The 14,683-nt window shown below is 70.0% G+C and carries 9 protein-coding genes; 3 read left to right on the forward strand and 6 right to left on the reverse strand.

Going from position 1 to position 14,683, the window contains the following annotated elements; translation table 11 throughout:
- A partial coding sequence (locus AC5P1C_RS34130) for a condensation domain-containing protein (protein ID WP_493869851.1) occupies positions 1-1,887 on the reverse strand: 1,887 nt, incomplete at its 3' end.
- The gene (locus tag AC5P1C_RS34135) at positions 1,884-8,600 is read right to left on the reverse strand and encodes an amino acid adenylation domain-containing protein (protein ID WP_493869852.1); all 6,717 of its coding nucleotides are present in this window, start codon (positions 8,598-8,600) and stop codon (positions 1,884-1,886) included. The genes AC5P1C_RS34130 and AC5P1C_RS34135, both read right to left, overlap by 4 nt.
- Positions 8,601-9,032: 432 nt before the next feature.
- On the opposite strand from AC5P1C_RS34135, the gene AC5P1C_RS34140 reads away from it, so the two are divergent.
- Positions 9,033-9,977, forward strand: a complete 945-nt coding sequence (locus AC5P1C_RS34140) for a polysaccharide deacetylase family protein (protein WP_493869853.1) — start codon at positions 9,033-9,035, stop codon at positions 9,975-9,977.
- Here the strand turns inward: AC5P1C_RS34140 and AC5P1C_RS34145 are convergent.
- Positions 9,953-10,558 carry a TetR/AcrR family transcriptional regulator gene (locus AC5P1C_RS34145; RefSeq protein ID WP_493869854.1) on the reverse strand — a complete coding sequence of 202 codons (606 nt, stop codon included), beginning with the start codon at positions 10,556-10,558 and terminating at the stop codon, positions 9,953-9,955. The genes AC5P1C_RS34140 and AC5P1C_RS34145 overlap by 25 nt on opposite strands.
- Before the next feature lie 185 nt (positions 10,559-10,743).
- Here AC5P1C_RS34145 and AC5P1C_RS34150 point away from each other — a divergent pair, with 185 nt between their 5' ends.
- Complete coding sequence (locus AC5P1C_RS34150) at positions 10,744-11,337, forward strand: dihydrofolate reductase family protein (RefSeq protein WP_493869855.1); 594 nt, start codon at positions 10,744-10,746, stop codon at positions 11,335-11,337.
- Positions 11,338-11,441: 104 nt separating this feature from the next.
- Here AC5P1C_RS34150 and AC5P1C_RS34155 read toward each other — a convergent pair whose 3' ends face one another.
- The gene (locus AC5P1C_RS34155) at positions 11,442-12,377 is read right to left on the reverse strand and encodes an alpha/beta fold hydrolase (RefSeq protein WP_493869856.1); all 936 of its coding nucleotides are present in this window, start codon (positions 12,375-12,377) and stop codon (positions 11,442-11,444) included.
- Positions 12,378-12,615: 238 nt separating this feature from the next.
- Between AC5P1C_RS34155 and AC5P1C_RS34160 the strand changes: the two genes are divergently transcribed.
- Entirely contained in the window at positions 12,616-13,239 is a 624-nt protein-coding gene (locus AC5P1C_RS34160; RefSeq protein ID WP_493869857.1) for a TetR/AcrR family transcriptional regulator, read from the forward strand.
- A 160-nt stretch (positions 13,240-13,399) separates the two neighbouring features.
- Here the strand turns inward: AC5P1C_RS34160 and AC5P1C_RS34165 are convergent, their stop codons facing one another.
- Together AC5P1C_RS34165 and AC5P1C_RS34170 are read right to left on the reverse strand one after the other, a co-directional pair.
- Positions 13,400-13,813 (reverse strand): VOC family protein, encoded by a 414-nt coding sequence (locus AC5P1C_RS34165; RefSeq protein ID WP_493869858.1) that lies wholly within the window; start codon positions 13,811-13,813, stop codon positions 13,400-13,402.
- Entirely contained in the window at positions 13,810-14,394 is a 585-nt protein-coding gene (locus tag AC5P1C_RS34170; RefSeq protein ID WP_493869919.1) for a dihydrofolate reductase family protein, read from the reverse strand. The genes AC5P1C_RS34165 and AC5P1C_RS34170 overlap by 4 nt, the downstream gene beginning before the upstream one ends.
- Positions 14,395-14,683: the final 289 nt, after the last annotated feature.

A 14,683-nucleotide genomic window follows, 5' to 3' on the forward strand; every position in this document is an offset into this window, starting at 1 on the left:
GTGGTGCGTGACGGTCACGCCCTTGGGGGTGCCGGTCGAACCCGAGGTGTACATCACGTACGCCGCGTTGTGCGGCTCCGGCGGTGTCTGCCCGGCGTCCGCCGGAACGGGTTCGCTCGCGATGTCGGCGACGTACAGCTGCGGGACGTCGGTGCCGGACAGCACGTCGGCCGACTCCGCGGCCGTCAGGACGAGACCGGGCCGGGCGTCCGCCAGGATGTGGTCCAGGCGCGCGCTCGGGTACTTCGGGTCGATCGGCAGATACGCGGCCCCGGCCTTCAGTACGCCCAGCAGCCCCACGACGAGGTCCGCGGTGCGCGGCAGTGCCACCACGACCACCGACTCGGGACGCACTCCACGCCCCGCCAGAGTGCGGGCCACCTGTTCCGCCCGCGCGTTCAACTCCCCGTACGTCAGGGTCACACCGTCCGACTCCACCGCCACCGCGTCGGGGGTGGTGGCCGCCTGCCGCTCGAAGAGTGCGGGGATCGTCACCTCGGGTGTCGGCGTCGCCGTGGCGTTGAACTCGCGCAGCACCAGCGCCCGTTCGGCCGCGTCGAGCACGTCCACCGAACCGACCCGCGCACCCGGGTCGGCGACGAACGCCCGTACCACCCGCACGAAGCGGGCGGCGACGGCCTCCATGGTGCTCCGGTCGAAGAGGTCGGTGGCGTACTCGAGCGTGCACTGCATGGACCGCTCGTCGGGGTCGATGCCGAAGTTGAACTCCAGGTCGAACTTGGCGGTCGCGGTGGGCACCGCCTCCAGACGTGCCTGTACCCCGGGCAGGGCGAGATCGACGCGGGAGTCTCCCTGCCAGGTGAACATCACCTGGAACAGCGGGTGGTAGGCCGTGGAACGCTCCGGGTTCAGTGCCTCCACCAGGCGTTCGAAGGGGGCGTCCTGGTTCTCGTACGCGCCGAGCGCCTTGTTCCGCACCCGCTGGAGCACCTGCTCAAGGGTCGGGTTCGCGGCCAGGTCGGTGCGCAGCACCCAGGTGTTGACGAAGAACCCGACCAGGTCCGCCAGTTCGGAGTCCGGGCGGCCCGCGATGGTGGAGCCCATCGTGATGTCATCGCCGGCGCCCAGATGGTGCAGTAGCACCGCGACGGCCGACTGCATCACCATCGTCGGGGTCAGCCCGGGTATGGCCTGGTCGTCGGCCAGGTTCTGCACCGCGGAGAGGAGGGCGGGCTCGATCGTGAACTGGACGCTGTCGCCGCGGTGGCTGGCGGCGGCCGGCCGGGGCCGGTCCGTCGGTAGAGGCAACTGAGCGGGGGCGCCCGCGAGTTCCTCCTGCCAGTAGCGCAGCTGGGTGGCGAGGACACTGTCCGGGTCGGACTCGGCACCCAGGACTTCGCGCTGCCACAGGGTGTAGTCGACGTACTGCACCGCCAGCTCGGGCCACTGGGGGGCGTCGCCCGTCAGACGGGCCCTGTATGCGGCGGCCAGGTCGCGTGCCAGCGGCCCCATCGACTCGCCGTCGCTGGCGATGTGGTGCATGACCAGGACCAGTACGTGCTCGTCGGCGGCCCGGCGCAGCAGATGGGCCCGCACGGGGATCTCGGTCGAGAGGTCGAAGCGGTGGGCCACCGCTTCGGCGACCGCACCGGCCAGGTCGGCCGGTGCCACATCGGTCACGGGCACCGGGAGCTGGATCTGGTCCTCGGGCAGCACCCGCTGCCCGGGTACGCCCGCCTCGTCCTGGCCGAACACCGTGCGCAGACTCTCGTGGCGTACGACGATGTCGCGCACCGCGGCGGACAGCGCGGCCTCGTCCAGGGAACCGCTCAGCTGGAGGACGAAGGGAAGGTTGTAGGCCGCGGACGGGCCCTCGAAACGGTCGATGAACCACAGACGGCGCTGCGCGAAGGACAACGGGATCATGAGTACTTGCTCCTATCCATCTTGCGCAGACGAGGTCGGGTCGACGCGGCGGAATCCTTCTCGGGGGCCGCGGAGGCGTCCTTCACCTTGCTCGAGAAGTCGGTGATGCGGGGGGTGTCGAAGAGCGCGCGCAGAGGTACGTCGGTCCCGAGCTCGGCGCGGATGCGGCTGAGGAGCCGGGCGGCCAGGAGCGAATGGCCGCCCAGGGCGAAGAAGTCGTCGTCCATCCCCACCCGGTCGACGCCGAGGACCTCGGCGTACAGGCGGCAGAGGGTCTCTTCCTGCGGTGTCCGGGGTGCGCGGTACAGCCCGGCGGTGAACTCGGGTTCGGGCAGCGCGGCCCGGTCCAGCTTGCCGTTGGGCATCAACGGCATCGCGTCCAGCAGGACGACGGCCGCGGGCACCATGAACTCGGGCAGCCGCTCGGAGGCGAACCGGCGCAGTGCGTCGGGCCTCGCACCCCCCGTAGCGGACGGCACGACGTAGGCCACCAACTGCCCGGCCCGGCCCGTGCCGTGGCCGTCCCGGGCGATGACGACCGCCCGGCCGACCCCGGGATGCGCGGTCAGCGCCGCCTCGACCTCGGCGGGCTCGACCCGCATGCCCCGGATCTTCACCTGCGCGTCGCCGCGCCCGGCGTACTCCAGCTCGCCCGCCGCATTGAACCGGGCCAGGTCCCCGGTGCGGTACATCCGCGCGCCCGGCGGCCCGTAGGGGTCGGCGACGAAGCGCTCCGCGGTCAGCGCGCTGCGGCCCCAGTAACCGCGCCCCGCCGACGCCCCGGCGACATACAGTTCGCCGGCCGCGCCCGGTGGCACCGGCAGCAGACCGTCGCCCAGGACGTACACCCGGTTGCCCGGAAGCGGTGTGCCGATCGGCGCGTTCGCGGTGGCCCGCCACTCGTCCGCACCGTCGACGGCGAGCGCGGTCGCGTAGAAGGTCTCGCTCTGGCCATAGGCGTTGACCACACGCACGCCGGGCAGCGCCTCGCGCACCCGACGCACCAGCGAGGCGGGCAGCGCCTCGCCCGTGAACACCACCGCGTCCGCGCCGATCTTGCCGCCCAGTTGGTCGAGGAGTTCGGTGAACGCCGAGGGGACCGTGCTGATCACACCGCCGGACCAGCCGTCGCGCTCGCCAAGGACCAGCACGTCGCGGACCACCTCGACGCTGCCGCCGGTGGACAGCGTGCTGAACAGCTCGAAGACCGACACGTCGAAGTTGACCGAGGTGCCCGCCAGCATGCGGTACCCCGGTGGAATACCGAGCGTGGCCGCGAGGCCCGGCAGGCAGTTGGTCACGTTGCGGTGGGTGATGGCCACGCCCTTCGGGGTCCCGGTGGACCCGGAGGTGTACATCACGTACGCCACGTGGTCGGCCCGCAGGGGCCGCACCCGGTCCCCGTCACCCAGGCCGTGGCCCGCTGTGCTCTCGCCGGCCGTGATCTCGTCGAGCGCGGCGCGGGGTGTGCCGTCGTCGGGGAGCACCGCGCTGCCGGTGGCGGGGTCGGTGAGGACAAGGACCGGGCGCGCGTCGCGCAGGATGTGCGCGAGGCGCCGGCTGGGGTACTGCGGGTCGATCGGCAGATAGCCGGCACCGGACTTCAGCACGCCCAGGAGCGCGACGACCAGGTCGGCCGAGCGGGGCAGCGCCACCGCCACGACGTCTTCCGGCCCGACCCCGCGCCCGGCCAGGCCGCGCGCGAGGCGGTTGGCCCGCTCGTCCAGTTCGCGGTACGTCAACGACACCTCGCCGCACACCACCGCGACCGCGTCCGGGGTGGCGGCCGCCTGCTGCTCGAACACCTGAGGGACGGTCAGCCCGGGTTCCGGTGCCGTCGTGTCGTTGAACTGGCCAAGGAGCCGCTCCCTTTCGGCGGGCTCCAGCACGTCGACGGCGCCCACCCGGTGACCGGGATCCGCCGCCAGCTGACGAAGGATCCGGCCGAAACGGGCACCTACGCGGTCGACCTCGTCCTCGTCGAACATGCTCCGCTGGTACTGCAGCGAAAGGCGCAGCCGGTCGGAGTCGGCGAGGGCCATCACGGTCAGCGGATAGTGCGTGGTGGCGAACGGGCGGATGCCGGTGACGGTGATGTCGGCGGCACGGCTCGCCTCGCCGATGCCCGACCGGTCCAGGGGAAAGGACTCGAAGGCGACGTAGGTGTCGAACAGCGTGGCAAGCCCCGTGGCCCGCTGGATGTCGGTGAGGGGGTGGTGATGGTGATCGAGGAGGGCGGCCTGCCGGCCCTGCAGCGCGGTCAGGAGCTCGGCGAGGGTGTCGCCGGGGGAGCAGCGCACCCGTACCGGCACCGTGTTGAGGAAGAGGCCGACCATCGAGTCCGCGCCGGTCACGGCGGGCGGGCGGCCGGAGACGGTGGCGCCGAACACCACGTCCTGGCGGCCGGTGAGCCGGGCCAGCAGGATCGCCCAAGTGCCCTGGACGACGGCGTTGACCGTGATGCCCAGTTCGGCCGCGCGGCGGGACAGGGCGCGCGCGACGTCGGCGGGCAGCGGCACCTCCACCTGACCGATGCCGGTGAGGTCCCTCCTGGGCCCGTCGGCGGGCACGAGCAGAGTGGGCTCCTCCAGGCCGTCGAGCTCCACCGCCCAGGCGGTGGCCGATGCCGTGTGGTCCTGTCGCGCCAGCCAGTGCAGGAAGTCCCGGTAGTCGCGCACGCGCGGCAGTCCTGTCGCGTCGCCCCCTGTGGGGTAGAGCCGCAGCAGATCCTGTGTCAGGAGCGGCAGCGACCAGCCGTCGAACAGCACGTGATGCGCGGTCAGGATCAGCTCCGAGCGGTCCGGGCCGAGCGTGATCAGGGACAGCCGCAGCATCGGCGGGGTCGCGGCGTCGAAGTGGGTCGCCAGGTCCTGGGCGAGGAACCCTTCGAAGGCGTCGTCCTGGTCGGGCCCGTCGAGACCGGACAGGTCGTGGTGGGTCCACGGCAACGTGACCCCGTGGACCACCAGTTGCAGCTGGTCTCCGTCGTCGCCGGACACGAACGCGGTCCGCAGGGCGGCATGGCGTTCGAGGAGGGCCTGACCGGCCGCGCGCATCCGGTCCGGGTCGACGGATCCGGACAGGTGCAGCGTGTACTGCACCTGATACGCGTCGAACGTGGAGTCGTTCAGCTGCGACTGGAAGAGCAGCCCCGACTGGAGCGCGGTCAGCGGCCAGATGTCGGTGAGCCCCGGATAGCGGCGTTCCCAGGCCTCGATGGAGCTCTGGGTGACGGTCACCAGGGGGACGTCCGATGGCGTCAGACCTCCCGCGTCGGCGCGGGCGGCATGCCGGGCCAGGCCGGTGAGGGCGTCGCACCACAGGTCGGCGAGCTCGCGTACCTCGTCGGGGGAGAGCACGCCCGCCGGGGCGCCGAAGACGGCGCCGAGCCGGGGGCCGTCCGCGGTGTCGGTGACGGTCGCGTTGATGTCCACCTCGCACAGCGCGGGCATCCGCGCGTCATGCCCGGCGTCCAGCTCGGCCAGCTCCGCGAAGTCGGCCAGTTCGGCGGTCTGCGTGAAGCCGAGTCCGCGCAGTTCGTCGGGCATGTCGGCGGCGGAGAACCGGCCGAGGTAGTTGAAGCCGACCTGGCCGATCGGATGGTCGCGGAGGGCCTCGGCGGTCTCCGGGTTGAGATACCGCAGCAGGCCGTAGCCCATGCCCTTGTCGGGCAGGGTGAGGAGTTGCTCCTTGACCGCCTTGAGTACGTCGCCGGCGGCCCGGCCGCCCGCGAACGCGTCGTCGATGTCGGCGCCCGCGAGGTCGAGGCGCACAGGGAACACGCTGGTGAACCAGCCCACCGTGCGCGACAGGTCCGCGCCCGGCGCCACGTCCTCCTCACGGCCGTGCCCTTCGAGCCGGATCAGGGTCGACGGCTCGTCGACGCCGCGCAGGCGGCGCCACTGTGCGACGGCCAGGGCGAGTGCGGCCAGCAGACCGTCGTTGACCCCGCCGCGCACGGCCGCGGGAAGCGCCGTCAGGGCTGCTTCCGTGACGGGCACCGGCAGCAGGACCCGCACCTTCTCCACGGTGGCCATCACATCCACCGCGGGGTCCAGGCGCCGGGTGCCGAGGACGGGGTCGGGACCCGCCACCACCGAACGCCACAGCGGTAGTTCCGCCACCCGTTCCGGGGCGGTGGCCGCGTCGACCAGGGCGTGGGCCCATCGCCGCACCGATGTCGTCACCGGTGCCGGGTCCGGTTCGCGCCCGGTCCGCACCCGCGCCCACGCCGCGGCGAAGTCGGGCATCAGGATCCGCCACGACACTCCGTCGATCACCATGTGGTGGAACGCGACGAGGAGTCGGCCAGGACCGGCGGAGGCAGCTGTGGCAGCGGAGGATGAAGCGATTACTGAGTCGGAGGCGGGCCCGCCTCCTTCAGCCTCCCGTGGGTCGAACCACACCAACTGCGCCACGAGACCGGCTGCCGGGTCCATTCTCCCGGCAGCCGCGTCGAGTTCGCGCACCAGCAGGTGGCGCCAGGCTTCCGCGTCCCAGTCGCCGGAGCACTCGACGCGCTGGATCAGCGGGGCCACGTCCGCCGTACCGGGCGGGGAGACGTGCAGGCCCATGCCTTCGCCCGGCTGCCCGGGTGCGCTGTCGTCGCCGGTCACGAGGCGGGCGCGCAGCAGATCGTGCCGGTCGAGGACCGCGCCGAGCGTCGCGGTCAGTCCGTCCCGGTCGATGCCGTCCGGCAGTTCGAGTACGACGGCCTGGATGAGCCGGTCGAAACCGGGGCCGCGTTCGAGGATCCACCGCGCCACCGGCATCAGCGGCATCCATCCGCTGCCGCCACCGGCCATCTCGGCGAGGACCGGCTCCGTACCGGACCCGCGGCGCGCGGCGACCTCCGCCAGGGCGGCCACGGTCCGGTGCTCGAAGATCTCGCGGGAGCTCACCTGCGTACCCTGTGCGCGCGCCCGTGACACGATCTGGATGGACTGGATGCTGTCGCCGCCCAGCGCGAAGAAGTCGTCGTCGATGCCGACCCGGTCGAGGCCGAGGACCTGGGCGAACAGCTCCGCGAGGATCTCCTCGACGGGCGTGCGCGGCGCCCGGTAGTCACCGCCGCGGAACTCCGGCTCGGGAAGCGCGGCCCGGTCCAGCTTCTCGTTCGGGGTCAGTGGCAGCCGGTCGAGGACCATGAAGACCGAAGGCACCATGTAATCGGGCAGGCGGCCCGCGACGAACTCGCGCAGGTCCCTGACCCGGAAACCGGAGTCGATGGCGATGCTGCCGCCCGCCGGCCCCCAGCCGCCCGCGTCGGAGCCGACCGGGACGACGTACGCCACCAGTTGCTTGCCCCCGGCCCGGCCGGCGGGCTCACGGGCGAGCACCGCCGCGTGCGCCACGCCGGGGTGGGAGAGGAGCACCGTCTCGATCTCGCCGGGCTCGATCCGAAAGCCCCGCACCTTCACCTGGGTGTCGACGCGCCCCTGGTACACCAGTTCGCCGCCGGAGGTTCGCAGCACTACGTCGCCGGTCCGGTACATCCGCTCACCGGGATCCCCGTACGGGCAGGCCACAAAGCGCTCCGCGGACAGCGCGGGCCGATTCAGATAGCCACGCGCCACACCGACACCGGCCAGATACAGCTCACCGGCCGTCCCCGTAGGTACCGGCCGTAAGTGGTCGTCGAGTACATGGGCGCGCATGTTGTCCATGGAGCGGCCGATCGGGATGTCGTCACCGACCGGCTCCTCTGGGTCCACCGCGTGGCAAACGGCGAAGACCGTTGTCTCCGTGGGCCCGTAGCCATTGACGAACTGCGTGTGCGGGCAGGCCTCGACGGCGCGTCGGACGGCACGCGCGGTGAGGCGCTCGCCGCCGATCCACACGGCCTTCAGTCCGGCCAGGCAGTGCGGGTCCTCCTCGGCCAGGAGGTTGAACAGGGAGGTGGTCAGAAAGAGGGAGGTGACGCCGTGGTCGCTCACCAGGCCGGCAAGGACCTCCGGGGTCAGGTCCCCGGAGGGGTCCACGACGACCGCGCCTCCGCTCAACAGCGGCACCCACAGTTCGTAGATAGAGGCGTCGAACGCCAACGGGGAGTGCAGCAGCACCCGTTCGTGGGCGCCACCGCGCCAGCAGCGGTCGAGCGCGAGACCCACCACGTCCCGGTGGGAGATGCCGATGCCCTTGGGCACCCCGGTCGAACCGGAGGTGTAAATGACGTACGCGAGGTGATCGGGACGCACCGCCACTGCGGCTTCTGGCGCGCTTCCATCCGCTTGCTGCGCCGGTGCGGCCGCCATGCTGTCCAGCTCGTCCAGGTCCTCGAGCACGATGACGGGACAGGTGACGGTCGGCAGGCTCACGGCGGCGGCCGAGGTGGTGAGCAACAGCACCGGCCGCACGTCGTGCAGCATGAACTCCACGCGCTCGGCCGGATAATCCGGGTCCAGGGGCAGATAGGTTCCCCCGGCCCTGAGCACCGCGAGGAGGACCGTCGCCAGGGCGGCGGAGCGGGACAGGACCACCCCCACGACAGCTCCGGGCGCCACGCCGCGCAGGATCAGTTCCCGCGCCAGCCGATCCGCTCCGTCGTCGAGTTCTCGGTAGGTCAATGTCGTTTCGCCGTCCACGACTGCGACGGCGTTCGGAGTACGTTCAGCCTGGCGCGCAAACAATTCTGGAATCGTCACATCAGGTAGGGCAACGGCAGGCTCATTGAATTCATGCAGTAATCGGCGTCGCTCCACTGAATTCAGCACGCTACCGCCCCCAATTTCGATGAGTGAAACTTGCGCACACCCATCGACCGTTCCATCAGCGGCACAGCAGGGTCAAGGAGACCAAAATATTGTCAAGGCAACCTATAGAACTCTTCGAGCGGCCGGACAGCGATGTCCCAGCGGTAGTGCGGAGTGATTAATTCCGCCGAGAAAAGCATGCCCATCGCCGATTCGGGTCACTCCTGGAATCGCGGGCAACTCCCGCGTACGCGACGTCATGACGGGGTGTTGAGTTGCTCGGAGAGACCGTCCTCCTCCCAGCGCCCGACGGAGTGTTCCACCGTGTTCCGGTGCTGGCAGGAGCGCTCGCCCGGCAACTCGGCGCCGCCTGGGTGATCGGCTCGGCGGGCGGCCGGTTCCGGCCCGGCTGGTGTCGACGGTCTCGACCGGGCGCCGACCGCGGTCATCGGCGTGCTGCGCGGCGTCAACACCGGCAAGATGCTCCTACGGCTCGCCGACGAGGCGGGCTCTTTCCCGAACGGAAGCCTGACCATGGAGAACGAGCTCTACGACTACAGCCCGATCACCGAGCGGGAGCCCATCCGCTGGCCGAACGGCGCCAGAGTGGCGTTCTATGTCGGCCTGAACGTCGAGCACTTCAGGCTCGGCGCCCCGTCCACCAGCATCAATGATTCGACCACGGGCCTGACCCCGGACGCGCTCAACCACGGCTGGCGGGACTACGGCCCCCGGGTCGGCATCTGGCGGACCATGGACGTCCTCGACCGGCACGGCATCCGCGCCAGCGTCTTGCTCAACTCCGAAGTCACCGTCCACTACCCGCAGATCATCGAGGCGGGCAAGACCCGCGACTGGGCCTGGCTGGCGCACGGCAAGACCAACAACATTCTCCAGGCCGACATGACCGAAGACGAGGAGCGGTCCTACCTCACCGACATGGTCACCACCATCGAGAAGGCCACCGGGCAGCGGCCGCGCGGCTGGATGGGCCCGGCGCTGACCGAGACGTTCCACACTCCGAAACTGCTCGCCGAGCTCGGCCTTGACTATGTGCTCGACTGGACCGCCGACGACCAGCCGTTCCCGCTGAACGTGCCAGGGGTGCTGAGCGTGCCGTACACCTTGGAACTCAACGACATCAGCCTGTTCACCATCCACCGGATGACCGGCCCGGAATTCCTACAGATGGTCAAGGACCAGTTCGACCAGCTCTACGCCGACTCGGCGGACAGCGGCCGCGTCATGGCACTGGCGCTGCACCCGTTCGTCATCGGCCAGGCTTTTCGCACCAAGTACCTTGACCAGGCGCTGGAGTACATCGCCGGGCACGACGGCGTATGGCTGACCACGAGCGACGAGATCGCCGAGCACTACCGCCGCGCCACCGGCGGCTGAATCGCTAGGGCTGGTGGCAGGGTGCGTGCCACCAGCGCCGTGAGCAGGTCGTCGAAGGGGTGCGGGGCGAGCACCTCGGGCACGGTGAGGTCGTCCACGATCAGGCCGAGCATCGCGAGGTAGAGCAGCACCACGGTGGTGCGGTCGCCGGGCAGGCCGGCGTCGAGGTGCCAGCCGATGTTGTCCTCCAGTATTGCGCTGAAGGTACGGGTCAGGTCGGCCTGCAGCTCGGGGCGCCGGGTGGCTTCGAGGCGCAGTTCCAGCATGGCCAGATGGCTGCTGCGGTCGGCGCGCATCCGTCCGACGAGCTGGTGCAGCAGGGTGACCACCAGTTGACGGGAGGGCGGCGCCTGCATGGTGGAGGCCAGTTCCGCCGGGTCGGGGGTGAGGCGCTCGTGGGTGCGGGCCAGGATCTGGCGCAGCAACTCGGCACGGTTGGAGAAGTAGTTGGACGCGGTGCCGCCGGGAACGGCGGCCTCCGTGTCGACCGCACGCAGCGTCAGGCCGCGTGATCCCTCGCGGGCGAGGACTTCGATGGCGGCGTCGAGCAGGGCGGTCCGGCGCGCTGGGTTCTGTCGCAAGGGATCTCTCCGTAGAAAGTCATTGACACCACTGTGGGCACAGTACTACCTTCAAACCACTTCAACCAAAGTACATCGACTGTAAGGGTTTGCATGGAGCCTTCGGCACCCAAGCTCGACTCGGCTCACTGACTCCGCCCGATGCACCCTCAGTCCCGCCGCACCCCACCGAAAGAGGCACCTGTATGCGCAAGTTGACCTACTGCATCGCCACCTCGCTCGACGGTTTCATCTCCGCTTCCGACGGCAGCGACCCCACGGGCCCGGACGGCTTCTGGCCGGTCGGGGAGGACTACGTGGCCCATCTCGCTGCCGTCTACCCGGAGATCCTGCCCGCGCCGGCCAGGGCCGCGCTCGGCGTCACGGCGGAGGGAACCCACTTCGACACCGCGCTCGAGGGCCGCCGGACGTACCAGAACGGGCTGGACGCCGGGATCACCGACGCCTACCCGCACCTGCGGCACCTGGTCTTCTCCCGCACGCTGACCGAGAGCCCCGACCCGCGCGTGGAACTGGTCGGCACCGACCCGGTGGCGAAGGTGCGTGAGCTCAAGCAGGAGGAGGGCAAGGGTATTTGGCTGATGGGCGGCGGCCAGCTGGCCGCCGCGCTGTACGGCGAGATCGACGAACTGATCATCAAGCTCGCCCCGCTCACCCTCGGCTCCGGCACTCCGCTGTTCGCCCCGTCGGCCGGCTTCGCCCCGGTCCAGTACGAACTGACCGACAGCACGGTCCTGAAGAGTGGAACGGCCTTCCTCACCTACGCCAGGAACCGCTAGGAGCGCGTCTGATCGCTCATTGGCGGCAATGACGTTATGGACGACATTGACGAAGTCTCGGGCGGGGGCGATGACGGGGCCTGCATCGGGGTGTCGGCGTTGCGTCAGTCGTTTTCAGTGATGAAAGCGGCAAGAGCGGCAGCGACGGCATCGGGCTGTTCGTCCGGGATGAAGTGTCCTGCGTCCGGCACGATGACGCCGGTGGCGTTGTCGGCCCACGGCCCGATGGAAGCCGCCATGTCAGGAATGGAGCCGTGGCTGCTGGAGATCCCGAGAACCGGCAGCGTCAAGTGCTTTCGTTCCAGGCGTGCATGGTTCTTCCGTGCCGATTCGGCGGCGTCCCGGTAGTAGGCCAGGGAGGCGCGGAGCCCGCCGTCGGCGGCGAGGGACGCGGCGTACTGGTCGGTCTCGGTGTCGTCGAAGGTGTCGGGGGAGAGGGCCTTGGTCTTCAGGAACCAGCCGACGTAGTCACGTTCGCGGCCTGCGAGCAGTGTCTCGGGCAGGTCGGGCACGAGGTGGAATGCGAAGTGCCAGGTCTTCCAGGCCTTCTTGGGGTCGGTCGGAATGGTGTCGGGGAGTGTGATGCCCGGAATTCCCGCGTCGAGCAGTGCGACGCCACGCAGCTGACTCTCGTACTTCAGGGCGAGGGAGAAGGCGACCCACGCCCCGATGTCGTGGGCGGCCAGCCAGTAGGCGGAGACTCCGAGCGCTTCCACCGCGGCGTGGACGTATGCGGCGACGGTGTGGGTGTCGTAACTGCCGTCGGGGCGTTCGGAGTGGCCCTGACCCGGCAGGTCGATCGCTATGACGCGGTATCGCTCGGCCAGGGTGGGCATCACCTTCCGCCATGCCCACCAGGTCTGCGGGAATCCAGCCAGCAGAACGATGGCTGGGCCGTTCGGCCGGCCGCCCTCAACCGTATGAAGTCGGATGCCGCCGCCCGCGTCGACCCAGCGGCGGGAGAAACCGGCCAGATCGTGCAGTGTCAGGTCGGGGACGGGGTTGTCGGGGACGCGTGTGGTGATTGCAGGGTCAGTCATGGTCTTCCTTCATCGGTGTCGGTCGGGCGTGCGGGTTCGGTGTGTCGGCCGAGGGTGAGGCCTGTGAGCGGGGTGCCTGTTGCCTGTGAGCGCGGTATGAGCGCGGGGCCTGGGCGGCGAGGCCGCAAGTACGGGGATGTGCCGAGCCTAACCATCTTGAACTAGTTAGTTCAAGATAGGATGGCCGGCAACACCGGGCACAGCAGTAAGACCGGGTACAGCAGTAAGGAGGTGCGGTATGGCAGGCAAGAAGCAGTTCGACACCGGCGCGGTGCTCGATGCCGCGATGATCCAGTTCTGGCGAGCCGGCTACGCCGACACATCGCTGGATGACTTGTCCCGGGCAACCGGGCTCAACCGCAGCTCCATCTACGCCTCTCTCGGAGACAAGGACGCCCTCTTCATGCGCTGCCTGGAGCGTTACGCCACGCGCTACGGAGGGAAGTACGACGCCGCGCTGTCCTGCGCTGCCGATCGGCCACTCGCAGCCGTGCGGGCATTCTTCGAGGTCACCCTGGAACGCATCGCGGACCCCGACCTGCCCGACGGATGTCTGGTGGCTCAATCCGCCATGGCGATACCGGTACTGAGCTCGAGCGTCGCCGCGCACACCAAAGAGGCGGTCGGCTTCCAGCGCACTCGACTGCGTGCCGCGCTGAAGGCGGGCAGCCTGCACGACGAGACGGCCGAGACGTACGCCGTCCACATCGCGGCCGTGAACCAGTCGCTTGCCGTCATGAGCAGAGCGGGGGCGGGTGCGGAGCAACTGCGCGCCATCGTCGACGTGACCCTCGACGCGCTCGCGCAGGCTCTCGCTGCGGGCAGCCGGGGCGCGAGCAGGGGCGCGAGCCGGGGCGTGTAGCCGGGAACACAGCAGCCGGAACGCCGCGGGTTCTCTCGCGCACATTGCGGAGGAGCCGCTGCCGGAGGAGCAGGACGGCGTAACGCGTGCCGGCGTCTGGCGGTGGGTGCGTCACCGGCGGTGGGTGAGTCAATCGTCCTGACTCCACTCAGGGGACCATTCAGGAGAAGTCCGCGGCGGTGATGCCGTCGGGGTGTCCGGGCGGCCACTCCACCAACTCGATCCGGTAGCCGTCCGGGTCGGTGAGCCACGACGTCTTCGGGCCGCTGGGGCCGCCCGGGTGCTGGACAGGCCCCGGCTCCAGTCCGGCGTCGGTCAGCCGTTCCAGGGTGGCGGCCAGGGTGTCCACCTGGATAGCGAGGTGGTCGAAGCCGCTGCCCACGTCGACGCGTCCGCCGACGGGGCGGTGGACGAGTTCGAGCGAGGCCGCCGGCTCGTCGGGGAACTTGAGGATCACGAGGTGACTCTCGTCGCCCGCGTCGACCCTGCCCAGCTCGCCGTAGCCCAAGGCGGTGTAGAAGGCGAGCGAGCGGTCCAGGTCGGTGACGCGGTAGCTGACGAAGAGCGTCTTCACGCGGTTTCCTCGGGTCGACGAACCCGGTAGCGGAGGTGGGTGACGTCGCGGTCCTCGAGCCGTCGGACGAGGTCGAGTTCGATGTGATCACCACCAAGGTGGTCGAAGAGGCGTCGGCCGCCCCCGAGGAGCACCTGAACCAGGTGGATCTCCATCTCGTCGATCTGCCCGGCGCGGAGGAGCGCTTGGGCCGCGCCCGCCCCATGGACCATGATCGGCCGGTCCCCGGCTGCCGCGCGTGCCTGACGGGCGCAGTCCTCGACGTCGGTGACGAATCGCGCGTGGCCGGGCGGCACGTCCCCGTCATCCACCTGGTGGGTGAGGACGAAGATCGGCACACCGGCGTGATGGTCGCCCTGCCAACGCCCGGCGAGTTCGAAGGTCCGGCGACCGGAGATTACCGCGCCGGTCGCCAGCGCCTCGCGATAGACCTGTCCGCTGGGCCCGTCGGATTCCCGGTCGTCGAGCCAGTTGAAAAGCCGTCCACCCGCACGTCCGAGCTCCTGGCCCGGCCGATCGTCCGGACCGGCGATGAAGCCGTCGAGCGACATCGACATGTACAGCCGAATCGGATTGCTCATTCTGGCCTCCATCTCTCCTCCATGGCATGGGATGCTCCGCCTCTCGCCCCATCAGGGCGGGAACGTCACAGTGGAAGACTCTAGGCAGCAGGCGAATTCATCGGCCTGCTGAGGCGTGAGTCAATCCGGGCCGGACCGACGAAACCGCCCGACACGATGCGCAGTTCGCACGCAGAGCTGCCCGACACGCCGGCCGATGCCGCGTACGGTCGATCGGCGGCAGTGTCCCGTCCAGGATCACGTACTCCAGCCACTTCGCCCGCCCCATCGCGGAGGCAGGATCTCGGCG

The sequence above is a fragment of the Streptomyces sp. A18 genome (genome assembly GCF_059026065.1).

Excerpts from the sequence above, each read along its gene's own strand:
- AC5P1C_RS34150 (WP_493869855.1), top strand. The coding sequence starts at position 10,744 with ATGCGCAAGTTGACCTACTGCATCGCCACCTCGCTCGACGGTTTCATC.
- AC5P1C_RS34155 (WP_493869856.1), bottom strand. The coding sequence starts at position 12,377 with ATGACTGACCCTGCAATCACCACACGCGTCCCCGACAACCCCGTCCCC.
- AC5P1C_RS34160 (WP_493869857.1), top strand. The coding sequence starts at position 12,616 with ATGGCAGGCAAGAAGCAGTTCGACACCGGCGCGGTGCTCGATGCCGCG.
- AC5P1C_RS34170 (WP_493869919.1), bottom strand. The coding sequence starts at position 14,394 with ATGAGCAATCCGATTCGGCTGTACATGTCGATGTCGCTCGACGGCTTC.